Below are 23,484 nucleotides of genomic sequence, written 5' to 3'. Positions count from 1 at the left end.
AACTCCTTTCTGGCCAGGGGCGGTTGACGAGATCGGCCGCATGGGTGGTTCTTCTGTGCGGGTGCAGGAGTTCAGCCCGTGTACTGGGCGAAGACGCGCGTGTAGTCCCAGGCCTGTTGGGAGACGCCGGAGCAGCTGTCCGCGCCGCAGCCGGTGCAGGGGCGGTCGCGGTTGGCGGACCAGAAGGTGAGCCGGGCGAGGTGGTGTTGCCGGGCGTAGCCGAGGATGGTGCGGAAGTCGGCGACGGTGACCTTCTCGTTCTGGTCCGTGATCCCGTTCATGGAGGAGATGCCCATGGTCCGGTAGGCCTGGTCGTCCCCGTAGCCGTAGGCGCTCTTCAGCGCGGACTTGAGGCCCTCGGCGGCCTTCAGGGTCAGCGTCCCCATGTTCTTGCCGGCGCCGCCGAAGTCGAACGGCATGATGGCCCAGGCGTCCACCGACAGCCCGGACGCGGCCGCCCGTTTGATCAGGCTGGTGTCGGGCCCGCTCTGGTCGGTGCCGATGGTGACGTACACCTTCAGGCCCGGGTTGTTCGCCTTCACGGTCTTCAGCGCGTCCACCGTGCGCTGCTGCACGGCCGGGTTGCCGTAGGCGTCGGCCTCGATGTCGATGTCGATCGCCTTGAGCCGAAAGGCGCCTATGACCTTCTGGTACGCGGCTGCCAGCTCCCCGGCGTTGGAGCAGGAGCTCTCCAGCTTGTTGCCGCTGTACCCGCCGAAGGAGGGGATGACGTCACCGCCGCCCGCGCGCACGGTGTTGACGGTCCGTTGGTCGACGCCACCGGTGAGCGGGCGGCTGCCGTCCCACTGTGGATTGCAGTGCCCGTTGCTGAGGACGAAGGCGAGGGTGAACCACTTGACGCCGGTGGCGTGGGTGATGGTGGCCGGGTCGGGCGGGCTGCCCCAGCCGTTGTAGAGGTACGGCGCTACGGCCATGGGGGCTGCGGCCGGGGCGGCGTCGGCGGGCGCGGCGGTGAGGGCTCCGGTGGAGAGGGCGGACAGGGCTATGGCGAGACAGGCGCGCAACGCGGCGCCGTGGGTGGGGGGTTGGGGGTTCATGGGTGGGGGGCACAGCCTTTCGCCGGCAAGGGACGGTGGGAGTGGAGACAGCGCAAGGTGGTTCACATGGGTGAACTCTGGGCGTACTGGTGAAGCTGTGTGACCGGGAACCTAAAGGTCTGGACCAAACGCGTCAAGAGGTGAAGTCGGGGTGACACGAGTCCGCTGTGTCTCTTCAAGAAATGGGTGCACATGGAACCCGAGTGCGGCCGGGGGGCCGGTTCGCCCATCATGAGCGGATGACTTCGCTGACCTTCGACCGCTGCTGTCGCGAAATCGTCACCCAGACCGACCTGCTCAGAGCGCTGGTGAAAGGAGCGAACACCAGCACCCCGGTCCCCACTTGCCCCGGCTGGGATCTCGGCCGACTGCTGCGGCACGTGGGTGGGGACCACCGCTGGGCGGAGGAGGTGGTCCGGACGCGAGCCGTCGAAGCCGTTCCCGGTGACCCCGTCGACGACCCGGCCGTATACGCCCGACTGGACGACGGCGCACTGGACGACTGGCTCGCCGAAGGAGCCGCACAACTCGGCGCCGCCCTGCGCGATGCCGGCCCCGATGCGCGGCTCTGGACGCCGGCCCACGATCGGAACACATCCTTCTTCTGGGCCAGGAGGATGACGCACGAGACCGTCGTGCACCGCGCCGATGCCGCCCTGGCGACGGGCGCCGCATTCACGCTCGACGAGGATCTGGCCGTGGACGCGGTGCAGGAGTGGATGGACTTCGCGACGGTCCCCGAGGCGTACGAGCCCCGGCCGGGAGTACCCGGCCTCCTCGGCCCCGGTCGTACGCTGCAGTTCGAGGCGACCGGCGCCGGCCAGTGGCACGTCGACCTCGGCGGCGACCGGCCCGTGTGGCACAGCGGTCGCGCGGCGGCCGCCACGACCGTACGCGGACCGGTCACCGGCCTGCTGCTGTTCCTCTACCGGCGCCCCGCTCCCGCAGTCGAGACCCGAGGCGACACGGCACTGCTCGAACTCTGGCTGACCCGTACGGGGTTCTGGCTGGAGGCGTAAGAGGTCGGTGCGGGAGCGCGGGGCGGTTCGCGGCCGACGGGGGCGGGACAACTGCCGACAGGCCGTCCACCCCCGCCCCTGCCTGAACGCGCCTTGCCGATCCGCCGCCGTGGCATGGCTTCTTCGGGTTCCCGCAGGACCTCCGCGTGCGGGTCACTGAGCCGTGCGGCCCAGAGCGGTCTCACGGGCGACCGTCACTTGTCGCGGCCCCCTGCTCTACGGCCCCGCACCCCCCAGGCGCGTGCCCGGAGCGGGATCGAGCCGTCCGCCCGAATGGGCACCCGCTCCCGGAGCGCCTTTCGAAGTCGTTCCCTGGCCGCCGGTGCGAGCGAGGTGACATAACCGGGGGCGGGGCCCTGACCGGACAGGAACGGATCCCACAGATCGGCGAAGTCGGCGAAAGGGGTGGGGACTTCGAGGGGAGTGACCTCCACCTCGACCAGCGCGGCCTCGCTCCACAGCCGCCGCAGTGGAGTCGGTGCGCACAGCGGGAACCGGCGGCCCTCGTCCCACTCCGCCGCCGAGCTGGGATCGACCGCGGTCACGGCGTCCCAGAAGTGCCGTAGAAACCCCATGCCTTCGGCGTAGTCCCACACATACGCGGCGACCAGGCCTCCCGGCGTCACCACCCGCGCGGCTTCGGCGACCGCGGCACCGGGCTCGGCGAGAAAGTTGAGCACAAGGCCGCTGACGGCCACGTCCACCGCTTCGTCACCCACGGGAAGTGCCTGTGCGTCGGCCCTGGCGAAGAGCGCGGGAGGGGATCCGTGCGCCCGGGCCGCGGCCACGAACCCGGCGGACCGCTCCACCCCCAGCAGCGTCCGGGGCCGGCACCGGCGCGCCACGGTCGACGTCAACGCCCCCGAACCGCAGCCGACGTCCAGCCACCGGGCGCCGGGGGCACACGCCAGCCAGGCCACGAACTCGGCGGCCACCAGACGGCTCCACCGCCCCATGTGCCGCTCGTACGCGTCCCCGGCGGTCCATACGTCGAAGTCCTGCCCGGCCACGCTTCCACTGTGCCGTGGTGTCCCGGTTTGCGCCACGTGTGGGGATCTGGGGGCACGCGCTTTCTGAGAGGTTCGTATGAATCTGTGGGGTGCTTGAACACGCCGGTTCCGCCGTCCGTATGTGGCGAGGGATTTCCATGCCTGACCGCCGTGATCCGTAGGAGAACTCTCGTGGGACGCAACACGCGCAGACGCCCGACAGGCCCGCGCCGCGCAACCTTTGCGGCATTCGCGCTGATGCTGGGCGGAGGCGGGCTGGTGGCGGTCAATGTCTACGCCTCCGCGACGGAAGACGGTTCGGGCACGGACGCGCAGACGCGCAGTGCCGCCGCAGGAACGATCGACTGCCCGGACGTCGGCAGCAAGTTGACGCAGGTGCCGGACCAGGCACGGGGCGAGGTCGACAAGGAACTCGCCTCGATGGACCAGCAGATAGCGGAGGCCTACCAGCGGCTGCAGGCGGCGACGCCGGAACAGCGCCAGGACAGCGGCTACACCGACGACCAGGTCATGAAGCCGCTCAAGGAGCAGCGGAGCGAGTCCCTCGACCGCATCGGCAACGCCATGGACCAGGCCGGCGAGCGTCCCGACGGGATCGGCTCCATGGCGGACTGCTCGATGCGCACCTGGAACGACCAGAACGGCGGCCAGGGTTCGGAAGGCGGCCAGCAGCAGGGGCAGGGCGACCAGCAGAACGGCGGCCAGCAGAACGGCGGCGGTCAGCAGACCGGCAACGGAGGCCAGGCCGGCAACGGGCCGGTCGCCGCGGACTACCAGGACATCAACTCGGTTCAGCCCAATGCCCCGGCGCCGGACCTCAAGTCCTTCGTCTCCAAGGGCACCTTCACCACCAGCTGCGGTGTGAACGAGAACGGCCTGCGCAACTCCGACAACGTGATCGTCGCCCCGGGCGTCACCAACGGCGCCCACCACTTCCACGACTACGTGGGCAACCAGTCCAACAACGCCTTCGCCAGCGACGACGACCTCGCGAACGCCCAGACCAGCTGCGAGAACCCGGGCGACAAGTCCACGTACTACTGGCCGGTGCTGCGGCTGCAGAACGGCAGCCAGGACAAGGACGCGAACTCGCCCGGCGGCGGCATCGAGGGCAACGCGGGCCAGATCGTGACGCCCAAGCAGGTCACGATGACGTTCATCGGCAGCCCGCGCAGCCAGGTCACGGAGATGCCCCGCCTGCTGCGCATCATCACCGGCGACGCCAAGGCGTTCGTGAACGGCACGGCCAACGCCAACGCCTCCTGGAGCTGCACCGGCTTCGAGGACCGGCAGCTGAAAGACAAGTACCCGCTGTGCCCGCAGGGCAGCGACGTGGTGCGCACCTTCCGGTTCCAGAGCTGCTGGGACGGGCGCAACATCGACAGCGCCAACCACCGCACCCACGTGGCGTTCGCCGACGCCTCCGGCAACTGCGCGAACGGCTTCAAGGCCATCCCGCAGCTGGTGCAGCGCATCGTGTACGACGTGAAGGCGCCGAGCCTGCAGGACGGCGGCCGTACGACCCCGCTGTTCGCGGTGGACTCCTTCCCCGAGCAGCTGCACAAACCGGTCACCGACCACGGCGACTTCATCAACGTCTTCGACGAGGGCCTCATGAAGGAGGTCGTGTCCTGCATCAACGGCGGCCGTGAGTGCGGCGCGGGCACCGGCGAGGACCCGGGATCCGGCGGGGGAGCGACCCAGCAGCCGACCGAGCAGCCGACGGACCAGCCCAGCGAGCAGCCCACCGACCAGCCCACGGCCACGGACCAGCCGACGGCCACGGACCGGCCCACCCAGAAGCCGACCGCTCAGCCCACCGACGACCCGACCATGCCGTCCGCCGGCGACCACAACGGCAACTCGGGGGACGGGTCCGGCAAGGGGAATTCGGGTGACGGGTCCGGCAAGGGGAGCTCCGGCAGCGGATCCGGTGACCAGAACGCGCAGCCCACGACCACCGCTCCGGAGACCGGACAGCCCGCCGACGACGGCAAGCCGACCATCTCCAGCACCTCGGAACCGAGGGTCTACGCAACGGCCAAGGCCTCCCGAAGTGCCGCGGCCGCACCGGCGAACGGCGGCACCGACGCGGGCGACAACTCCGCCCAGCCCCAGGCCACGGGCGGGAACATCCCCGCCGCCGGCAACCAGGCCGAACCGCAGGCGGCCCAGAGCGGCGCGCTGGCCGCGACCGGCACGACTCTGTGGCCCGCCACGGTCGGCACCGTGCTGCTGCTCGCAGGACTGTTCCTGCTCACCCGTACACGGCGCAGTTACCTGCGCTGACGCCTGAGGGCCCCTGCTGCCGCTCCAGGGGCCCCGGCACGGTTGCTACGCCGCTGCCCGCACCCGCCTGTGCACCTGGACACCCCAGACCAGCAGGGCCGCCAGGGCGATCGACACCACGGCCGTCGACATCCCGGCCCGGACGCCGACCCGCACGGTCAGGGTGCCGGCCACCAGGGCGCCGAGCGGAACACCCAGGCCCGAGGAGAGCATCCGGCGCGTGGTGTTGACCCGGCCCTGCAGCTCCGGCGGTGTCACCTCCTGGGAGTAGGTCATCGTGTTCACCAGGACGACGAGGTAGGCCGACCCCCATACGGTCAGCGCGACCAGCGTGACCCGCCAGTCCGAACTGAGGACGACCGCCAGGCCGAGCAGGGCTCCGGCGGGAAGCACCCCCAGGAGAAGAGGGAACGCCTCGAAGCGGCGCCGCAGCCGGGGCAGCAGGAAGGACCCGCCGATGCCTCCGGCACTCCACGCCATGTACAGCAGGCCGATCCGCCCGTCGGAGCCGTGGATGCCCAGCACGCGGTCGGCGAAGACGACGAGCTGGCCGATGACGGCCCCGCCGGAGAAGGACTGCAGGGTGCCGACCACCGTCATCAGGCGCAGCGTCGAGTGGTGGTGGAGGAAACGGAGTCCTTCCCGGACGGACTCCTTGAACCCCGGCCGCTGCCCGGCCGGCTGGTCGGACGGGGAGGTGTGTGTGACCGCCTTGAGGAGCAGCGCGGAGGCGGCGAAGGACAGGGCGTCCAAAGCTAGTGTTCCGGCCGGGCGGAACAGGACGATCAGACCGCCCGCCACCGCGTTGCCTGCGATGCGTACGACGGTCTGCGCTCCGTAGACGGCGCTGTTGGCCTCGGTGAGCTTGTCCTTGCCGACGATGTCGGGGACGAAGCCGTACACGCCCGCGTCGAAGAAGAGGCCGAGAGCGGCCGAGGCGAAGGCCACGACGAGAACCTGGCCGCCGGTCAGGATGCCCAGGGCGGAGGCGGCCGGTACGGAGGCGATGCAGACGGCGTTGAGCCAGTCGGTGAGGATCATCAGGCGGCGACGGTCGGTCCGGTCCGCGACGGTGCCCGCGATCAGTCCGAAGACCACGTAGGGCAGGGTCGCCGAGGCCGCCACCAGGGAGAGCATCAGCGGCGAGCCGGTCTCCTGGAAGGTCAGCACGGGCAGGGCCACCGTGGTGACGGCGGATCCCAGCCCGGAGACCACGCGGGAGAGCCAGAACCAGCGGAAGTCGGGGACCCGGCGCAGCGGGATGTCCGGTGCTTCGGGTGTTGGGTCGCCTGTGTCCTTTATGTTCTTTGAGTTCTTGCGGGGCAGGGAGGTCATCGCGGTCGGTGCGCCCTTTCGGTGAGGTGTCGTCCGGCGCTTTCGGCAGGAACCGGCGTAAAACGCGTGACACCCCATCAGCAGGGTGCTGATGGGGTGTCAGATGGAGTGCGGTGTGTTTCGAGACGGAACCGGCCGCTCCGATGGCGGCCCGCGACGTCCGCGGAGGCGGAGCGTGAGCGAGGGGGTTCCGGAAACCCGCAAGATCATAGCAGGCGGCGGCCGGTCAGCTCCTCTGTTCGGACTGCCGCACCGCCTGCTCGACCTGCGCCTCGACCTCGTTACGGGACCTGCCGGCCTCCTTCGCATACTCGGTGACCGACGTCCGCGCCTCGCGGGCCAGGTCGCGCCAGGCGCGGCGGGCGGTCTCATAGGTGTCGGCCTGCTGTCCGCTCCAGCCACCGGGCTGGGTCACCGGGCCGTACGAGTGCTGCAGCTCCTCGACCCGGAGGTGCGCCTCGTCGGCTGCGCGCTGTTTCTCGACCAGCTCGTCGAAGGTATGTGTCACGCAAATGGAGCATAGGCGCACATTTGCCATGTCGCGCGCCGAGCCCTGGGTGCCGGGCCTGCCCGCCGAGCCGAGCGGACCGGCGGGCAGGCCGAGGGCTCTCACCCCTTCCGGGTCAAGGCCTCGCCGAGCAGTTCCCGCGCGGTGTCCAGCGCCGCGGCCCGGTCCGCCGGCACCATGCCGATCCGGGTGCGGCGGTCGAGGACGTCGGACTCGTCGAGGGCGCCCTCGTGGCGCACCGCCCATACAAGTTCGGCGGCGGTCACCGGATGGCCCGGCAGCACCCTCTCGCCCAGCCGGGGCTCGTCTGCGCCGAGTGCGAGGACGGCCGGTGCCTCGGTGCCGTAGCGCCGTACCAGATGGCGAGGTGCCTGCACCGCGTCGAGCGTCCGGGGGGACGCGGCGCCGACGAGCGGGAGAGAGGCCGTGGGGGAGGAGCCGGCGGGGAGGCGGCGGGCGGCGACGGCGGCGTCCACGGCGTCCTCGGCCATGCGCCGGTAGGTGGTGAGCTTGCCGCCGACCACGGTGATCACGCCCTCGGACGAGGTGAGCACCGCGTGCCGGCGGGAGATGTCCGCGGTCCTGGCCACGGCGCCGGAGCCGGCCTGCGGTGCGGTGTCCAGCAGGGGACGCAGTCCCGCGAAGGCCCCGACGACGTCCTCGCGCCGGACCGGGACGTGGAGGACCGAGCCCAGGACGTCGAGGAGGAAGCCGATGTCCGTCTCGGGCGCCTCGGGCACGTCCGGGATTTCGCCCTCGACGGGTTCGTCGGTGAGGCCGACGTAGACGCGGCCGTCGCCCTGGGGCAGGACGAGGACGAAGCGGTTCGTCTCCCCGGGGACGGGGATGTGCAGGCCGGCCGGGAGCGGGCCGAGGTGCTCCGAGCGCAGGATCAGATGGGTGCCGCGGGAGGGGCGGATGCGGATGCCGTCCACCAGGCCGCCCGCCCAGACACCAGAGGCGTTGATCACCGCGCGGGCCCTGATCTCGCCCTCCTCGCCGGTGAGTTCGTCGCGGACGCGGGCACCGGAGGCGGTCAGTTCCAGCGCCCTGACCCGGGTCAGGATCCGTGCCCCGTGGGCGGCCGCGGTGCGGGCGACGGCGGTCACCAGGCGGGCGTCGTCGACGAGGCGGCCATCCCAGGACAGCAGGCCGCCGCGCAGCCCGTCGGCGCGCAGCACGGGGGCCAGATGGCGGGTCTCCAGGGCGGAGAGCCGGCGGGGCGCGGGCAGGGTGGCCCGGGCGGTGCGAGCCGTCAGGCGCAGGGTGTCGCCGGCCCGGAAGCCGGCCCACGCGAGCGCCGCCTGACCGCGGGAGACCAGCGGGGTCAGGGGCAGGACGAACGGCTGCGCGCGGACCAGGTGGGGTGCCGTGCGCTCCATCAGCACACCCCGCTCGACCGCGCTCTCATGGGCGACGTCGAGCTGGCCGGAGGCGAGATAGCGCAACCCGCCGTGGATGAGCTTGCTGCTCCAGCGGGAGGTGCCGAAGGCCAGGTCGTGGGCGTCGACCGCGGCGACGCTCAGGCCGCGTGCCGCTGCGTCCAGGGCGGCTCCGGCGCCGGTTGCACCGAGACCGACGACGAGGACGTCCACGGCGGGGCCGCCGACGGTCTCGGCCAGTTCGCGCGAGCGCCGGGCGGCGGACAGGGACGATCCGGGGGCAGGGCTGGGGCTCATGGCATGAGGGTCCTCTCCAGGATGGAGCGCAGCTCCGCGAGGAAGGCCGCGGAGGACAGCTCGGCGTCGTCCTCGTCGGTCATGGTCCGCAGGGACAGGGTGAAGGACTGGACGATCAGCAGCAGGGAGCGAGCCTGGCGCTCGGGATGGCCGACGCGGACCGACCCGTCGGCGTGCCCTTCCTTGAGGCCGTCGGCCAGCAGTTCCAGGAGGGCGATCTGGCTGGCGCCGCGGCGGTCCAGGACATAGGGCAGGAGCAGCTCGGGATCGACGTCGACGATCTTCCGGAAGAGGGGGTGGGAGCGGAAGGACTCCACTCCCGCCACCAGGCCCTCCACCAGCAGGCTGCGCGCGTCCACGTCCGGTCTGCGCTCGGGTATCGCCCGCGTGGCCACGTCGACCCACTCCCGGGTCATCAGGTCTCCGACCAGCGTGCGCACATCGGGCCAGCGCCGGTACAGCGTCATCCGGGAGACGCCCGCGCGGCGGGCCACGTCGGTGAGTGTCGTACGGCGGACCCCGACGGCCAGCACGCAGTCCCGCACCGCGTCGAGAACCGCATCACTGTCCGAGCTGTTGTGACGAATAGGCGTCATGTGTCACAGTGTAACGCCCCGCCGCCCTGCAGGGGCGTCGGAGGACGGAACAGCTCGAACGCAATCGCTCGAATCGACCGGTGAGGACAACAGTCATGGACATGCTGTGGAGCGGCTGGGGCGACCCGGCCAGGGCGACGCCGCTGCCCGACACGGTGATCGGGCTGTTGCGCGATCTGCTCGGCGTCAAGCCCCGCAGCGCCGAACCGGTCGGCCTGACGGACATCGCCGTGCCGGAGGGGCAGTTGGAGCCTGCGGTGCATCGCGCCCTGGTGGCGGCCGTGGGCGGTGAGGAGTATGTGCGCACCGACGCGGAGACCCGCATCCGGCACACCCGCGGCAAGTCCACCCCCGATCTGCTGCGCATCCGGGAGGGCGACGTCGAGGACACCCCGGCGGCGGTGCTGCTCCCGGCCGGCCACGACGAGGTCCTCGCAGTGCTGCGCGCATGCGCCGAACACGGCCTGGCCCTCGTCCCGTTCGGCGGCGGCACCTCCGTCGTCGGCGGACTCGCCCCCGGGCAGCGAAGCACCTTCGTGGCCCTGGACCTGCGGCGCATGGACGGCCTGCTCGCCCTCGACCCCGTCTCCCGCACCGCCACCCTGCAACCGGGCCTGCGCGCCCCGCAGGCCGAGGCGCTGCTCGCCGAACACGGCTTCACCCTCGGCCACTTCCCGCAGTCCTACGAGTGGGCCACCATCGGCGGGTTCGCCGCCACCCGCTCCAGCGGCCAGGCCTCGGCAGGCTACGGCCGCTTCGACGAGATGGTCCTCGGCCTCACCCTGGCCACCCCCGAAGGCACCATCGACACGGGCCGCGCCCCGCGCTCCGCGGCCGGACCCGACCTGCGCCAACTCGTCCTCGGCTCGGAGGGAGCGTTCGGCGTGATCACATCCGTGACGGTGCGCATCCGCCCCGTACCGCAGACCCGTGTGTACGAAGGCTGGCGCTTCGCCTCCTTCGAGGAAGGCGCCGCCGCACTGCGCCGCCTCGCCCAGGACGGGCCGCGCCCGACCGTGCTGCGCCTGTCCGACGAGACCGAGACCCTGATCGGCCTCGCCCAGCCGGACGCGATCGGATCCGCCGACGGTCAGGCGGCCGCCGGATGCACGGCGATCGCCGGCTACGAAGGCACGGAGGACGACGTCGCGTACCGCCGCGAGCGCGCCGCCGCCGTGCTGCGCGAGTGCGGCGGCACACCGCTCGGCCAGGAGCCCGGCGAGCGCTGGGCGCACGGCCGCTACTCCGCCCCCTACCTGCGCGACGCCCTGCTCGACGCGGGTGCCTTCGCCGAGACGCTCGAGACGGCGACCTTCTGGTCCCGCATCCCGGAGCTGTACTCGGCCGTACGCGACGCGCTCACCACCACCCTCACCGAGGCCGGCACGCCGCCCCTGGTCATGTGCCACATCTCGCACGTCTACGAGAACGGCGCCTCGCTGTACTTCACCGTCGTCTCCGCCCAGGGCGAGGACCCCGTCGCGCACTGGACCCGGGCCAAGCACGCAGCCAACGAGGCGATCCTCGCCGCCGGCGGCACCATCACCCACCACCACGGCGTGGGCACCGACCACCGGGACTGGTACGTCCGCGAGGCCGGCCCGCTGGCCGTCGAGGCCCTGCGCGCCGTGAAGCGGCGACTGGACCCGGCCGGACTCCTCAACCCCGGGGTCCTTCTGCCCCTCGACGACTGACTGTCACCCCCAGCTCGCCAGTACCGACCGTCCGCCCTCGGAGGCACACCGATGCGACAGTTCACCGCCGTCGTCAACCCCACCGCGGGCGGATCCACCTCGGCCGCCGCGCTGCTCGCCGTGGCCAGGCTGCTGCGGGAGGCGGGCGCCGAGCTGCAGACCGAGTACAGCCGCAGCCTGGCCCACGCCCAGGAACTCGCCCGGCAGGCGGGAAGCAAGGGCCGGGTGGTGCTCGCCGTCGGCGGGGACGGCATGGCCGGCGGCATCGGCGGCGCCCTCAGCGGCACCGGAGCCGTACTCGGCCTCGTCCCGGCCGGCCGCGGCAACGACTTCGCCCGGGCACTCGAACTTCCCACGGACCACGGGAAGTTGGCCGAGGTCCTGCTCCACCACGAACCACGCGCCGTGGACACCATCGAGGTCGAGTCCGCCGCCCACGACCGCACCGTCGTCCTCGGCAGTGTGTACGCGGGCGTCGACGCCCTCGCCAACCGCCATGCCAACCACGCGAAACTCCTGCGGGGCGCGGCCTCCTACTACGCCGGCGGCCTCCGCGCGGTCACCACCTGGCGGCCGGCCCACTACCGGGTCACGGTCGACGGCAAGGAACACCAGCACACCGGATACACAGTGGTGGCCGCCAACTCCGGCTACTACGGCTCCGGCCGCCTCATCGCCCCCGACGCCCGCGTGGACGACGGCCTCCTGGACGTGGTGATGATCAGCGAGGCGCCGCGGCGGCTGTTCTTCGCGATGATGAACGAACTGAAGACGGGCAGCCATGTCCACCGGCCCCAGGTGCGCATCCTGCGCGGCAGGGAGATCACCATGTCCGCCGACCGCGATGTGCCCTACGGCGCCGACGGCGAGGTCGAGGCCGTTCTGCCCGTCACGATCAGAGTGCTGCCGGGAGCGCTGCGGGTGCTGTGCTGAACGCCCCTGCGGGACCTACGCCCGCGTGAACCCGTGGCTCCGCTCCACTTTCGCCACATGCAGCGTGTAGGTCTGGTACCACTCGGCTTGCCCACGCTTTTGCGCAGCGCGGTGCTCGGCGTTGCTCCGCCACTGAGCGAGTGCGTCGGCGTCCCGGAAGTACCCGACAGTGATGCCCAGGCCGCCGGGTGTCTGCGCGTGGTCCATCCCCAGGAAGCCGGGGACGTTCTTCACCAGTTCTTCCATGCGTGCGTTGGTCTCGCTGTAGCCGCTCTGGTCCGGGGTTCGCACCGTGGTGAAGACGGCCATGTAGTAGGGGGGGCGTACGCCTCGACGGGCGCGACAGGTGCTTCAGAGTGGTCGCTCATGGCGTCACCGTAAGGGGTGAGCGTTGAGTGATGCGGCACTATGGTGCGGGTGTGCCCACCCTGCTGATCGTGCATCACACGCCCTCGCCCAACTGCCAGACACTGCTGGAGGCCGTCCTCTCAGGCGCCACCGCGCCCGAGATCGAGGGCGTCGAGGTCGTGCGGCGGCCGGCGCTGGCGGCAACGGCGTCCGACGTGCTGGCGGCCGACGCCTACCTGCTCGGCACCCCGGCCAACATCGGCTACATGTCCGGGGCGCTCAAGCATTTCTTCGACCAGATCTACTACCCGTGCCTGGATGCGACGCAGGGCAGGCCCTTCGGCTATTACGTGCACGGCGGGAGCGACGTCACCGGTGCGGTGCGGGGGATCGAGGCGATCACGACCGGCCTGGGCTGGCGCCGCACCGCGAAACCCGTGACCGTCACGGGGGAGCCCGCCAAAGCGGACGTAGAGGCCTGTTGGGAGTTGGGTGCGACGCTCGCCGCGGGACTGCTCGACTGAGACGCAGGTCACATTCGGGTGTGTCACAACCTGCCGGGCCGTGCCGTCAAAGAGGTGTAACCACCGACAACGGCACAGGAGCACACCATGGAAGCTCGTCTCAACCTCTTCGAGAACCCGGTCGCGGCCAAGCTCTTCCGGCACCTCAATGCGGCGGGCAAGGTCGTCTCGGACTCGGCGCTGCCGCTCGCGACGCAGGAGCTGGTGAAGCTCCGCGCCAGCCAGATCAACGGCTGCGGCATGTGCACCGACATGCACATCAAGGACGCCCTGGCCGCGGGGGAGGACCCGCAGCGTCTCCATCTGGTCGCGGCCTGGCGGGAGGCCAAGGTGTTCACCGAGGCCGAGCGCGCCGCCCTGGAGCTGGCCGAGCAGGGCACCCGCATTGCGGATGCGGCCGGCGGGGTCACGGACGAGGCCTGGGCGAACGCGGCCAAGCACTTCGACGAGGACCAGCTCGCCGCCCTGGTCGCCACCATCGCTGTGATCAACATGTACAACCGCTTCAACGTCATCGTCCAGCAGCCCGCGGGCGACTACCAGCCGGGCATGTTCGGATGACGCCGAGCACCTGATCCCCTCCGGCAACGACGGACGGCCCGGGCGCTCCCGCCCGGGCCGCATCTGTGGACTGCATTGTGCGGAGGCGGATTTCGCGTACCTTATGCTCCTCGCCATGAACGACGGGGACACCGACAGACGGGTCGTCGACGGCCGCTTCGAGTTGGAGTCCCGGCTCGGTGGCGGCGGCATGGGCACGGTGTGGCGCGCCCGCGACCTGCTGCTGCACCGCAGTGTGGCCGTCAAGGAGGTCCGGCCCGCCGACCCCGGCCTCGCCGAGTACGACCCGGACTCCGCACGGATGCTGCGCGAACGGGTCCTGCGTGAGGGCCGTGCCCTGGCCCGGGTGCAGCATCCGAACGTCGTGACGATCCATCACATCGTCGACGGCGGCGAGGGCACCTACCCGTGGATCGTCATGGAACTGGTCGAGGGCGGTTCCCTCGCCGACCGGCTGGCCCGCGCACCGATGACGCCCGCCGAAGCCGCCCGTCTGGGCCGCGGCGTGCTCGACGCCCTGCATGCCGCGCATGCCGCGGGCGTCCAGCACCGTGACGTGAAGCCCGCCAACGTGCTGCTGCGCACCGACGGCAGGCCCGTCCTCACCGACTTCGGGATCGCCGCGATCCGTGACTCCACCGCGCTGACCGCCACCGGATCGATCATCGGCACGGCCGACTACATGGCCCCGGAGCGTGTGGCGGGCGGCGACGGCGGGCCCGCGGCGGACCTGTGGTCGCTCGCGATGATGCTGTACGTGGCCGTCGAGGGCCACCATCCGCTGCGGCGCGGAACGACCCTGGCCACGCTGGCCGCCGTACTGCACGAGGACGTTCCACCGCCGAAGCAGGCCGGGGCGCTGGCTCCCGTGCTCGCCGCGGTGCTGGTCCGCGATCCCGGGGCGCGGCCGGACGCGGCGACGGTCGACCGCCTGCTGGCCGAAGCGGAGGTGGCCGGTGACGAACCCACCGCCACCTCGTACCCCCTGGCGCCCCCGCAGAACGCCGTGCCGGCGCGGGTACCGACGCCTTCCGAGACCGTCGTGCCCCGCCCCGACAGCCAGGGCCGGATACGCCGGGCCGCGCTCGCCTCCGTCGCAGCCGGTGCCGTCCTGGTGGGCGGCATCACCTGGACGGCGTGGCCGGACGGCGGCAACAAGGCGTCGGCTTCCTCGAAAACCGGCGGGTCGCACAGCACCCCCGCCACGACACCGGCAGACACGCCACTGCCCAGTCCCACCACGAAACTCGCCACCGGCATGCTCACGCCCGACGGTATCCGCAAGGCGCTGAAGGCCATCGAGGACGAGACCGGCAGGGACACCTTCGGTGATCTCGCCGTCTACCCCGAGTACGTGTCGGTCAAGGCCATGGTCCCCGGCAGCCGGACCCGCTACGACAGCTACACCTACCGGCCCGGCAAGGGGGTGGAGAAGGGCGTCAACCCCGGCACCCTGATGGGCAAGCTGCCGGTCAGCCTGAAGAACTACCGCTGGGACAAGCTGCCGGCCCTCCTCACCTTCGCCGAGCAGAAACTGGGCGTCGACAGACCGGCGAGCCCCTATCTGCTCCTGCAGCCGCCGAACGAGTTCAACGACGACCCCGAGGCCTTCGAGGTCTGCCTCGCCGACAAGTACGCCACCGGCTATGTGCTGGCCAGCCCCCAGGGAAAGGTGCTCAAGGTGGTACCGGCCGACGGGTGAACCGTGCGGCCGTATGCAGCAGCCGGAAGAGCTTCCCCACGGGCACGGGGACAGGCTTGGCCTGCAACTACGGCCCGCCCCGGGAGACCTGATGCCCCTTCGCTCCACTCCGGCCCGTCCCTTCCCGCTCCGGACCCGACTGCGGGCGACCGGTGTCGCCGCGGTCTGCCTGGCAGCGCTCTGCCAGACCCCCGCGAGCACCGCCGCCGCTCCCGCGGCACGCGGCAGCGACCTGCAGAACCAGCTCGAGCAGCTCGTCCGCGCACCCGGCGGACCCCCCGGCGCCATCGCCGTGCTGCGCAGGGACGGACACACCCAGGTCGTACGGGCGGGTGTCGCAGACCTCGCCACCGGCCGTCGCCCGAGCCAGTACGACCACATGCGCATCGCCAGCACGGCGAAGGCCTTCAGCGGAGCCGTGGCCCTGTCCCTGGTCGACCGGCACGCCCTGCGCCTGAACGAGACCATCGGCGAACGGCTCCCCCGACTGCCCAAGGCCTGGCACCGCGTCACGCTGCGGCAACTGCTCAACCACACCAGCGGACTGCCGGACTTCAGCGCGGCCCCCGAGTTCCGCAGCATCCTCGCCGCCGACCCGCACCACCACTTCGACTCCCGGCGCCTGCTCGACTTCGTCGCCGACCAGCCCCTCAACTTCCGCCCGGGCAGCCAGTACAGCTACTCCAACTCCGACAACATCGCCGTCGCCCTGATGGCGGAGGCGGCGACCGGCACCCGCTACGAGCTGTTGCTGCGGAAACTGGTCTACCGGCCGCTGGGACTGCACGACACGACCCTTCCCCAGGGCTACATGATGTTCGAGCCCTATCTGCACGGCTACGACGTGACCCCACCGCCCCCGCAGGACGTCAGCGAGCTTCTCGGCGCCTCCGGCTCCTGGGCGTCGGGCGGCATCGTCTCCACCCCCGCCGACATGACCCGCTTCATCCGCGGCTACGCGGGCGGCGCCCTCTACGGCAAGGACGTCGTGCGCGAGCAGCGACGCTGGATCGCCGGCGCGTCCGAACCCGCGGGCCCCGGCCGGAACACGGCGGGCCTCGCCATCTTCCGGTACGCGACCCGCTGCGGAGTGGTCCTCGGGCACACCGGCAACTTCCCCGGCTACACCCAGCTCATCGCCGCCACCCCCGACGGCCGCCGCTCCCTGACCTTCTCCGTCACCACGCAGATCAACAAGTCCCAGACCCCGGCGCTGCTCAGCCGGCTGCGCGCCGTCCAGGAGAACTTCGTCTGCGCGCTGCTGGCACGTTCCAAGCGCTGACCCGCTCTCGCTGGCCGCCGCCGTCACGAGGGAAGATGGGACGGCAAGCGTTTTGGTCAACCGATGTGGAGGAGCGGGCACATGCAGCACGAGCGAGCGGGCAGCCCGGCACGCCCCGAGGACCTCGTCGACGTCGCCCGGCTGGTCACGGCGTACTACGCGCTGCACCCGGACCCGGCCGACCCGGGGCAGCGGGTGGCGTTCGGCACGTCAGGACACCGCGGGTCGTCCCTGGCGACCGCGTTCAACGACGACCACATCGCCGCGACCAGCCAGGCGATCTGCGAGTACCGCGCCGAGCAGGGCACCGACGGCCCGCTCTTCCTCGGCGCCGACACCCACGCCCTGTCCGAGCCGGCCCGGGTCACCGCGCTGGAGGTGTTCGCGGCCAACGAGGTGACCGTGCTCATCGACAGCGCGGACGGCTACACGCCCACCCCCGCGGTCTCGCACGCCATCCTCACCCACAACCGCGGCCGCACCTCCGGCCTCGCCGACGGCGTGGTCGTCACCCCCTCGCACAACCCGCCCGCCGACGGCGGCTTCAAGTACAACCCGCCCAGCGGCGGGCCCGCGGGCTCCGAGGCGACCTCCTGGATCCAGGACCGGGCCAACGAGATCATCGCGGCCGGGCTGAAGGACGTACGGCGCATCCCGTACACCCGGGCGCTCGCCGCCGAGACCACCCGCCGCCACGACTTCCTCGGCGCCTACGTCGCCGACCTGCCGCACGTGCTCGACCTGGACGCCGTCCGTGCCGCGGGCGTGCGCATCGGCGCCGACCCGCTCGGCGGCGCCTCGGTCGCCTACTGGGGCCGGATCGCCGAACAGCACCGCCTCGACCTGACCGTGGTCAACCCCCTCGCCGACCCCACCTGGCGCTTCATGACGCTGGACTGGGACGGCAAGATCCGTATGGACTGCTCCTCGCCGTACGCGATGGCCTCGCTCATCGAACAGCGCGACCGCTTCCAGGTCGCCACGGGCAACGACGCGGACGCCGACCGGCACGGCATCGTCACCCCCGACGCCGGCCTGATGAACCCCAACCACTACCTGGCCACGGCCATCTCCTACCTGTACGCCCACCGCAAGCAGTGGCCGGCCGACGCGGGCATCGGCAAGACCCTGGTGTCCTCCGGCATGATCGACCGGGTCGCCGCCGACCTGGGACGCCGCCTGGTCGAGGTGCCGGTCGGGTTCAAGTGGTTCGTGGACGGGCTGGTCGGCGGGTCGATCGGCTTCGGCGGGGAGGAGTCGGCCGGGGCGTCCTTCCTGCGTCGGGACGGCTCGGTGTGGACCACCGACAAGGACGGCATCGTCCTGGCGCTGCTCGCCTCCGAGATCATCGCGGTCACCGGGAAGACCCCGTCGGAGCACTACGCCGCCCTGACCGCCCGCTTCGGCGAGCCCGCCTACGCGCGGATCGACGCGCCCGCGACCCGCGAGGAGAAGGCACTGCTCGCCAAGCTGTCCCCCGCGCAGGTCACCGCGGACACCCTGGCGGGGGAGGCGGTCACCGGGGTGCTCACCGAGGCCCCGGGCAACGGCGCCGCCATCGGCGGCATCAAGGTGTCCACCGAGAACGCCTGGTTCGCGGCCCGTCCCTCGGGCACCGAGGACGTGTACAAGATCTACGCCGAGTCGTTCCGCGGCCCCGACCATCTGCGCCAGGTGCAGGAGGAGGCCAAGGACGTCGTCATGGCGGCCCTCGGCGGCTGAGCCGGACGCCGCAGCGCGGGGTACCTGAGGGTGGCAGGGCGGTCGGCGAAGCCGCACGGCGGACTTCGCCGACCGCCATGTCGCGAACATCCCGTCATACGCATAATCTGGGGATTTGCCCCGAAGGGGCCATGGCCCACGGTCCCGCCGGAGTGATCAATGTCCCTCGAGCGTCCGACAGAGGACGGCGACGAATTGCTTGCCCGACTCGGGTCGCTGACCGCCCAGGCACGCGAACTCGCGGAGCTGCAGCGCTCCCGGGTGGAGCTTGCCCTCGCCCTGCAACGCGGCATGCTGCCCCGCGACCTGCCCGCCGCCTGCCGCTACCGCCTGGCCGTCCGCTACGCACCGGCCTGCCAGGGCCTCAACGTGGGCGGCGACTGGTACGACGCCTTCACGATGCCCGACGGCCGCATCGGACTGTCCATCGGCGACGTCCAGGGCCACAACACCGAGGCGGCCGCCTTCATGGGACAGGTCCGGGTCGGCCTGCGCGCACTCGCCTCCGTCACCGGCGAGCCCGGCGAACTCCTCACCCGCACCAACGACCTGCTCCTGTCCCTGGGCACCGACCTCTTCGCCACCTGCACCTTCATACGGCTCGACCCCACCACCGGCGTCCTGGAGAGCGCCCGCGCCGGACACATCCCGCACATCTGGGCCACGGCCGACGGACAGTGCGGCATCGCCGAGGACGAGGGCGGACCACCCCTCGGCATCGCGGCAGGCATGCAGTACCCCGTGACCCGCCACCGGCTCACCACCGGCGGGGTGCTGGTCCTGCTGACGGACGGCGTGGTGGAAGGACCCTCGCTGAGCGTCGACGAGGGCCTCGCCCGGGTGGTGCAGCTCGCGGGCAGTGCCGCGGTGGCCGGAATGGAGGCCGACGTCCTCGCCGCCGGCGTGATGAAGATCGCCGAGCGGGTCGGCCACGAGGACGACGCGGCCGTACTCGTCGTCACCCACGACGGTCCCGGCATTCAGCCATAGGGCCGGACCCGGCGCCTCCCGCCTCGCCGAGCGGGTGGCACCGGTGTCTGATGTCAGCTGTGGTGGGTATCCCCGATCTGCGCCGACCGGCCGTCCGCGCCCTCCAGACGCTGGCGGTCGCTGCCTGCTACTTCGCCGCCGGGCGGCTGGGACTTCTGCGGCAGCTGGTCGTGGAGGGTGCCGTCGTCACACCCATCTGGCCGCCCACGGGCGTCGCGGTGGCCTGTCTGCTCCTCTTCGGCCTGCGCATCTGGCCCGGCATCGCGCTCGGCGCGCTCCTCGTCGTCCTGTCCATCAGCTCGGTCCAGCCCGCCGTGACCGGCACCCTCGTGGGCAACACCGCCGCCCCAGTCTGCGCGTACTACCTGCTGTGCAAGGTCGGCTTCCGCACCGACCTCGCCCGGCTGCGGGACGGCTTCGCGCTGGTGTTCCTGGCCGCGCTCACCGCCACGCTGATCAGCGCGACCGCCGGCGCCGGCCTGCTCGTCCTGACCGGCAAACTCGCCACGGACGGCTTCTGGCTGGTCTGGTCGGCGTGGTGGGCCGGCGATGCCATGGGCGTCCTGATCGTCACCCCGGTCCTGCTGGTGCTGTACGACGTGCGCCGCCACCGCTGCGCGCGGCGCTGGAAGGAGGCCGTGGCCCTGGCCCTCATCACCTGCGTCCTCGTCCCCTTCGCGATGCACAGCTCCGTGGGCCTGCTCTTCCTGGTCTACCCGCTCCTGATCTGGGCGGCACTGCGCTTCCAGCTCGCGGGCAGCATGCTGTGCGCCCTCTTCGCCTCCGTGATGGCCACCATCGCGGCGACGGACCAGGTCGGGCCCTTCGCCCGGCTGACCGGCGTCGAAGTGATGATCAAACTCCAGGCCTTCAACGGCGCGATGGCGCTGACCGCGCTGCTCCTGTCAGCCGTGATCACCGAGCAGCTGAACACCAGGCGGTCGGTGGAGCAGGCCTGCCAGGAACTGGTCGAGGTCCTGGAACACCTCACCGCGGGGGAGAACCCGCAGAGCCGTCCGCCCATGGAGCTGGACGACCGGCACTGACCTCAGTTCCACAGGGGATACGTCACCGTCGGCGCGAACGTGTCCGGCCTGCCGGCGGGGTATTCGAGGGTCATCCGGCTGTAGTGCCGCAGGTGCGGGTGCTTCTTCCAGGGCTGCGCCCGGTCGAGCCGCACGACCACGGGATAGGAGTGGAACCTGCCCGCCGCGCAGTACGGCTTGCAGTCGTTGACGATGTTGACGCCCTCGGCCTTCGCCGAACCCGCGCCCCACTTGGACCAGTGCAGCGCGGCCAGGCGGCTGTTGCCGTCACCGCAGGCGAGGATGAAGTCGGTGGGGCGTACTTCCGGGTGGAAGAGACAGTCGACGAGCACGGGGACCCTGGCCTGCTGCCGTGCGGTCTGCGAGGCCGGCGGGGACGCCGGCCGGGCCTCGGAGGGCGCGCTCGCGGCCGCCGCGAGCGAGGCCGCGAAACAGAGCGTCACCGCCGTACTCAGTGTGTGCCTGCGCATGTCCGCTCCCCGCTGCCGTCTCCTACCGCTATGACGCTGTGACGCCAGGACTCGTTCCGACGCTACGACTGCGGGCAGGAATACACCACTCGGATGGAGCAACGACAGGGCTCTCGATGCGTCACTCCCGGTGGTTGAGGGCGAACGTGGTGAGGACCGCCGCATGGTCCGAGGGCCAGTCGTTGCCCGCGACGTCCGGCCATGCGCGCGGGACGCCGCTGACGACGGTGCGGGAGTCGACGACTTCGAGGCCGTGGCCGTTGTGGAGGACGTAGTCGATGCGGTCCTGCGGTTCCGGGCGGGTGACGTCGTCCTCGTTGCGGGTGTGGACCGGCGACCAGGTGTGGCCCGGTGCGCGGACCGGATCGGGATGGGCCTCGCGGTAGGAGTCGCGCAGCCCCGCCTCCTCGGCCGCCCTCGTCACCGGCCAGGCCACATCGGGCCAGTCCAGATGGGAGGGGCAGTTGAAATCACCGGTCAGGATCACGGGGGTCGTCTCGTCCGCCGACTCCGCGATCCGGCGCAGGGCCTCCCGCATCTGGGCCAGCCGTACGTCTTCATGGGCGATCAGCTCGGCCGCTCCCAGCCCGTCGAAGGCCGCTTCGTACGGGCCGTACGGCGTGTAGTGCAGATGCGCCGTCCATACGTCCACCTCCTGGGCGCGGCCGATGCGGATGCGGGCGCCGGCCGCCCCGTAGAAGCCGACGTCGGGGTCGCCGAGGCGGGCCGTGATCGGGTGGCGGCTGATGATGCCGAGGTTCTCGCCGGCCTGGTGATGGTGCCAGCCCAGCGCGTCGGCGAGTTCCCGGGCCGCCGTACCGGCCGTCTCCTGCAGGCCCACGACGTCGGCCTCCGTGTCCAGGATGACCTTGAGCTGTTTGGCGCGGTGGTCGTCGACCTCGGCACCGCCGAGCCAGAGGTTCCAGCTCAGCACCCGCAGCCGGGGGACCACCAGGGCCCGCAGCCGGTCCGGGGTCACCTCCTCCAGGCTGGTCACGACCGTCCGCCCGGGAGCCGCGTCGATCGGCGCCAGCGACGGCACCGCCAGCACCGTGCACCCGGCGGCCTCCGCGGAGCTGACCCCCGTCGGGGTGTCCTCGACGGCCACACAGCGCGCCGGGTCGACACTCAGGGCGCGGCAGGCCGCCAGGTAGGGGTCGGGGGCGGGCTTGGTGTGCTCGGTGTCGTCCGCGGTGACGGAGACATGGAAGCGGTCGGTGCCGAGCACGGCCAGGACACTGTCGGCCACCGTGCGGGGCGAGGCTGTGACCAGGGCCGTCGGCACGCCCTCCCGTGCCAGGGCGTCGAGGAGGCCTATCGCGCCAGGACGCGGCACGATGCCGGTGCGCACGCGGTCGGCGAACTCGGAGTGCAGCCGGTCGGCGAGATCCGCTGTGCCCGTGAGCCCGCCCAGCCAGGCGGCGGTGTGCTCGACCGGCCTGCCGAGCACCTCCGGCTGGTCGGCCTCGGTCAGCGGCCGGCCGAGGCCCGTGGCCACGTACTGCACCGCCTCCCACCACAGCCGCTCGGTGTCGACGAGCGTGCCGTCCATGTCGAACAGGACGGCCTGGAGCGGGGGTCGGGTCACGGGGTCTCTTCTTTCATGTGGGGGGATGTGCTGCGGGGGGAGTGTCCGGTGTCTCACGCCGCCCGCTCGGCGACCAGCACCGGGCGCTCGGGCAGCGAGACCCGTACGGTGGCTCCGGCTCCCAGCGCGGCGGCCTCGTGGGTGGGCAGATCGGCCTTGACCTCGGTGCCGTCGGCCAGGCGTACGGTGATGCGGGTGGCGGCGCCGAGGAACGCGGTGGCGATCACCCGGGCGTCACCGGTGGCGTCCGCGGTGACGTGCACGGCCTCGGGCCGCACCAGCACATCCACCTCCGCCGCCGCGGGAAGGGTTCCCTCCGCGGGCAGCCGCAGGCCCAGGACGTCCACCGTCGAACCGGACAGCCGCCCGGGGATCCGGCTCATCGTGCCGACGAACTCGGCGACGAAGGCGGTGGCCGGACGGCCGTACAACTCGGCTGGTTCCGCGCACTGTTCGAGCCGGCCGGCCCGCATCACGGCGACCCGGTCGGCCACGGACAGGGCCTCCTCCTGATCGTGCGTCACGAACAGGGTGGTGATGCCGAGCTCCTGTTGCAGCCGCCGGATCTCCTCGCGCAGCGTCAGCCGCACCTTGGCGTCCAGCGCGGACAGCGGCTCGTCGAGCAGCAGCACCCGGGGGCGCAGCGCAAGGGCGCGGGCGAGCGCGATGCGCTGCTGCTGGCCGCCGGAGAGCTGGTGCGGGAACCGGTCGCCCTTGTCGGCGAGCCCGACCAGCTCCAGCAACTCGGCGGCGCGGGAGCGGCGTTCGGCCGTACGCACCTTGCGCATCCGCAGCCCGAAGGCGACGTTGTCGAGCGCGCTGAGATGGGGGAAGAGGCTGTACGACTGGAAGACCATCCCGGCGTCCCGGCGGTGGGCCGGCACATGGGTGACGTCCTCGCCGTCGACCAGCACCTCGCCGGAGTCGGGGTGTTCGAACCCGGCGAGCATGCGCAGCGCGGTGGTCTTGCCGCAGCCGGACGGGCCCAGCAGCGCCAGGAACTCTCCCGGCTGCACGGTCAGGTCGAGCCCGTCCAGGGCGACGGTCGCCCCGAACTCGCGGCGCAGTCCCCGGAATTCGACCGTGGCGGCCTTTTCGACGGCTGTCTTCTCAAGCGTGGTGGCGGTCAT

General features: G+C 71.7%; 19 protein-coding genes and 2 pseudogenes. 11 read left to right on the top strand and 10 right to left on the bottom strand.

Annotation, left to right across the window (positions count from 1 at the left end):
- Nucleotides 1-71 precede the first annotated feature (71 nt).
- Nucleotides 72-950 (bottom strand): annotated as a pseudogene (locus ACFY1E_RS26870) (chitinase); the annotation flags it as partial.
- A 347-nt stretch (nt 951-1,297) separates the two neighbouring features.
- On the opposite strand from ACFY1E_RS26870, the gene ACFY1E_RS26865 reads away from it, so the two are divergent.
- Entirely contained in the window at nt 1,298-2,077 is a 780-nt protein-coding gene (locus ACFY1E_RS26865) for a maleylpyruvate isomerase family mycothiol-dependent enzyme (protein WP_389080086.1), read from the top strand.
- Between the two features lie 194 nt (nt 2,078-2,271).
- On the opposite strand, the gene ACFY1E_RS26860 is transcribed toward ACFY1E_RS26865, so the two are convergent.
- Nucleotides 2,272-3,087 carry a class I SAM-dependent methyltransferase gene (locus tag ACFY1E_RS26860; protein WP_389080084.1) on the bottom strand — a complete coding sequence of 272 codons (816 nt, stop codon included), beginning with the start codon at nt 3,085-3,087 and terminating at the stop codon, nt 2,272-2,274.
- A 171-nt stretch (nt 3,088-3,258) separates the two neighbouring features.
- Here ACFY1E_RS26860 and ACFY1E_RS26855 point away from each other — a divergent pair, with 171 nt between their 5' ends.
- Nucleotides 3,259-5,376, top strand: coding sequence for a DUF1996 domain-containing protein (locus tag ACFY1E_RS26855; RefSeq protein ID WP_389080083.1), 2,118 nt, complete (start codon nt 3,259-3,261; stop codon nt 5,374-5,376).
- A gap of 45 nt (nt 5,377-5,421) precedes the next feature.
- Here ACFY1E_RS26855 and ACFY1E_RS26850 read toward each other — a convergent pair whose 3' ends face one another.
- The 4 genes from ACFY1E_RS26850 to ACFY1E_RS26835 form a co-directional block, all read right to left on the bottom strand.
- A complete protein-coding gene (locus tag ACFY1E_RS26850) occupies nt 5,422-6,711 on the bottom strand; it encodes an MFS transporter (RefSeq protein WP_389080081.1) in 1,290 nt (429 codons plus the stop codon).
- A gap of 226 nt (nt 6,712-6,937) precedes the next feature.
- On the bottom strand, nt 6,938-7,219 hold the full coding sequence (locus ACFY1E_RS26845; RefSeq protein WP_389080080.1) for a hypothetical protein: 282 nt from the start codon (nt 7,217-7,219) through the stop codon (nt 6,938-6,940).
- A gap of 101 nt (nt 7,220-7,320) precedes the next feature.
- The gene (locus ACFY1E_RS26840; RefSeq protein WP_389080078.1) at nt 7,321-8,898 is read right to left on the bottom strand and encodes a glycerol-3-phosphate dehydrogenase/oxidase; all 1,578 of its coding nucleotides are present in this window, start codon (nt 8,896-8,898) and stop codon (nt 7,321-7,323) included.
- Complete coding sequence (locus tag ACFY1E_RS26835) at nt 8,895-9,494, bottom strand: TetR/AcrR family transcriptional regulator (protein WP_389080077.1); 600 nt, start codon at nt 9,492-9,494, stop codon at nt 8,895-8,897. Before ACFY1E_RS26835 ends, ACFY1E_RS26840 begins: the two co-directional genes overlap by 4 nt.
- Nucleotides 9,495-9,589: 95 nt before the next feature.
- On the opposite strand from ACFY1E_RS26835, the gene ACFY1E_RS26830 reads away from it, so the two are divergent.
- Together ACFY1E_RS26830 and ACFY1E_RS26825 are read left to right on the top strand one after the other, a co-directional pair.
- A complete protein-coding gene (locus ACFY1E_RS26830) occupies nt 9,590-11,188 on the top strand; it encodes an FAD-binding oxidoreductase (protein ID WP_389080075.1) in 1,599 nt (532 codons plus the stop codon).
- Nucleotides 11,189-11,239: 51 nt separating this feature from the next.
- Nucleotides 11,240-12,121: a YegS/Rv2252/BmrU family lipid kinase gene (locus ACFY1E_RS26825; RefSeq protein ID WP_389080074.1), complete on the top strand. Its 882-nt coding sequence runs from the start codon at nt 11,240-11,242 to the stop codon at nt 12,119-12,121.
- Between the two features lie 15 nt (nt 12,122-12,136).
- On the opposite strand, the pseudogene ACFY1E_RS26820 reads toward ACFY1E_RS26825, so the two are convergent.
- Nucleotides 12,137-12,489: pseudogene (locus ACFY1E_RS26820) on the bottom strand (antibiotic biosynthesis monooxygenase family protein).
- 51 nt (nt 12,490-12,540) lie between these two features.
- Here ACFY1E_RS26820 and ACFY1E_RS26815 point away from each other — a divergent pair.
- The 7 genes from ACFY1E_RS26815 to ACFY1E_RS26785 all read left to right on the top strand — a co-directional run bounded on the left by ACFY1E_RS26815 (nt 12,541) and on the right by ACFY1E_RS26785 (nt 20,296).
- Nucleotides 12,541-12,993, top strand: coding sequence for a flavodoxin family protein (locus tag ACFY1E_RS26815; RefSeq protein ID WP_389080072.1), 453 nt, complete (start codon nt 12,541-12,543; stop codon nt 12,991-12,993).
- 87 nt (nt 12,994-13,080) lie between these two features.
- The gene (locus tag ACFY1E_RS26810; RefSeq protein WP_389080071.1) at nt 13,081-13,554 is read left to right on the top strand and encodes a carboxymuconolactone decarboxylase family protein; all 474 of its coding nucleotides are present in this window, start codon (nt 13,081-13,083) and stop codon (nt 13,552-13,554) included.
- A gap of 115 nt (nt 13,555-13,669) precedes the next feature.
- Nucleotides 13,670-15,256: a protein kinase gene (locus ACFY1E_RS26805; protein ID WP_389080069.1), complete on the top strand. Its 1,587-nt coding sequence runs from the start codon at nt 13,670-13,672 to the stop codon at nt 15,254-15,256.
- A 91-nt stretch (nt 15,257-15,347) separates the two neighbouring features.
- Nucleotides 15,348-16,538 carry a serine hydrolase domain-containing protein gene (locus ACFY1E_RS26800; RefSeq protein WP_389080068.1) on the top strand — a complete coding sequence of 397 codons (1,191 nt, stop codon included), beginning with the start codon at nt 15,348-15,350 and terminating at the stop codon, nt 16,536-16,538.
- Between the two features lie 81 nt (nt 16,539-16,619).
- Nucleotides 16,620-18,260 carry a phosphoglucomutase (alpha-D-glucose-1,6-bisphosphate-dependent) gene (gene pgm, locus ACFY1E_RS26795; protein WP_389080066.1) on the top strand — a complete coding sequence of 547 codons (1,641 nt, stop codon included), beginning with the start codon at nt 16,620-16,622 and terminating at the stop codon, nt 18,258-18,260.
- A 159-nt stretch (nt 18,261-18,419) separates the two neighbouring features.
- Nucleotides 18,420-19,250, top strand: coding sequence for a PP2C family protein-serine/threonine phosphatase (locus ACFY1E_RS26790; protein WP_389080065.1), 831 nt, complete (start codon nt 18,420-18,422; stop codon nt 19,248-19,250).
- A gap of 50 nt (nt 19,251-19,300) precedes the next feature.
- Nucleotides 19,301-20,296 carry an MASE1 domain-containing protein gene (locus ACFY1E_RS26785; RefSeq protein WP_389080063.1) on the top strand — a complete coding sequence of 332 codons (996 nt, stop codon included), beginning with the start codon at nt 19,301-19,303 and terminating at the stop codon, nt 20,294-20,296.
- 2 nt (nt 20,297-20,298) lie between these two features.
- On the opposite strand, the gene ACFY1E_RS26780 is transcribed toward ACFY1E_RS26785, so the two are convergent.
- The 3 genes from ACFY1E_RS26780 to ACFY1E_RS26770 all read right to left on the bottom strand — a co-directional run bounded on the left by ACFY1E_RS26780 (nt 20,299) and on the right by ACFY1E_RS26770 (nt 23,484).
- Nucleotides 20,299-20,766 (bottom strand): hypothetical protein, encoded by a 468-nt coding sequence (locus tag ACFY1E_RS26780; protein WP_389080062.1) that lies wholly within the window; start codon nt 20,764-20,766, stop codon nt 20,299-20,301.
- 121 nt (nt 20,767-20,887) lie between these two features.
- Nucleotides 20,888-22,354, bottom strand: a complete 1,467-nt coding sequence (locus ACFY1E_RS26775; protein ID WP_389080060.1) for an HAD-IA family hydrolase — start codon at nt 22,352-22,354, stop codon at nt 20,888-20,890.
- Between the two features lie 53 nt (nt 22,355-22,407).
- Nucleotides 22,408-23,484 (bottom strand): ABC transporter ATP-binding protein, encoded by a 1,077-nt coding sequence (locus tag ACFY1E_RS26770; protein ID WP_389080059.1) that lies wholly within the window; start codon nt 23,482-23,484, stop codon nt 22,408-22,410.

It is taken from the genome of Streptomyces sp. NPDC001604, assembly GCF_042893475.1.
Taxonomy (GTDB): domain Bacteria; phylum Actinomycetota; class Actinomycetes; order Streptomycetales; family Streptomycetaceae; genus Streptomyces.
Note: the sequence above shows the minus strand (reverse complement) of the source record. Positions and strands in the feature narration are given on the sequence as shown.

Bases quoted from the DNA above. Each gene is read 5' to 3' on its own strand.
- ACFY1E_RS26790 (WP_389080065.1), top strand. From the start codon at position 18,420: ATGTCCCTCGAGCGTCCGACAGAGGACGGCGACGAATTGCTTGCCCGA.
- ACFY1E_RS26850 (WP_389080081.1), bottom strand. From the start codon at position 6,711: ATGACCTCCCTGCCCCGCAAGAACTCAAAGAACATAAAGGACACAGGC.
- ACFY1E_RS26810 (WP_389080071.1), top strand. From the start codon at position 13,081: ATGGAAGCTCGTCTCAACCTCTTCGAGAACCCGGTCGCGGCCAAGCTC.
- ACFY1E_RS26835 (WP_389080077.1), bottom strand. From the start codon at position 9,494: ATGACGCCTATTCGTCACAACAGCTCGGACAGTGATGCGGTTCTCGAC.
- ACFY1E_RS26805 (WP_389080069.1), top strand. From the start codon at position 13,670: ATGAACGACGGGGACACCGACAGACGGGTCGTCGACGGCCGCTTCGAG.
- ACFY1E_RS26825 (WP_389080074.1), top strand. From the start codon at position 11,240: ATGCGACAGTTCACCGCCGTCGTCAACCCCACCGCGGGCGGATCCACC.
- ACFY1E_RS26840 (WP_389080078.1), bottom strand. From the start codon at position 8,898: ATGAGCCCCAGCCCTGCCCCCGGATCGTCCCTGTCCGCCGCCCGGCGC.
- ACFY1E_RS26780 (WP_389080062.1), bottom strand. From the start codon at position 20,766: ATGCGCAGGCACACACTGAGTACGGCGGTGACGCTCTGTTTCGCGGCC.
- ACFY1E_RS26785 (WP_389080063.1), top strand. From the start codon at position 19,301: ATGTCAGCTGTGGTGGGTATCCCCGATCTGCGCCGACCGGCCGTCCGC.
- pgm (WP_389080066.1), top strand. From the start codon at position 16,620: ATGCAGCACGAGCGAGCGGGCAGCCCGGCACGCCCCGAGGACCTCGTC.
- ACFY1E_RS26830 (WP_389080075.1), top strand. From the start codon at position 9,590: ATGGACATGCTGTGGAGCGGCTGGGGCGACCCGGCCAGGGCGACGCCG.
- ACFY1E_RS26770 (WP_389080059.1), bottom strand. From the start codon at position 23,484: ATGACCGCCACCACGCTTGAGAAGACAGCCGTCGAAAAGGCCGCCACG.
- ACFY1E_RS26800 (WP_389080068.1), top strand. From the start codon at position 15,348: ATGCCCCTTCGCTCCACTCCGGCCCGTCCCTTCCCGCTCCGGACCCGA.
- ACFY1E_RS26865 (WP_389080086.1), top strand. From the start codon at position 1,298: ATGACTTCGCTGACCTTCGACCGCTGCTGTCGCGAAATCGTCACCCAG.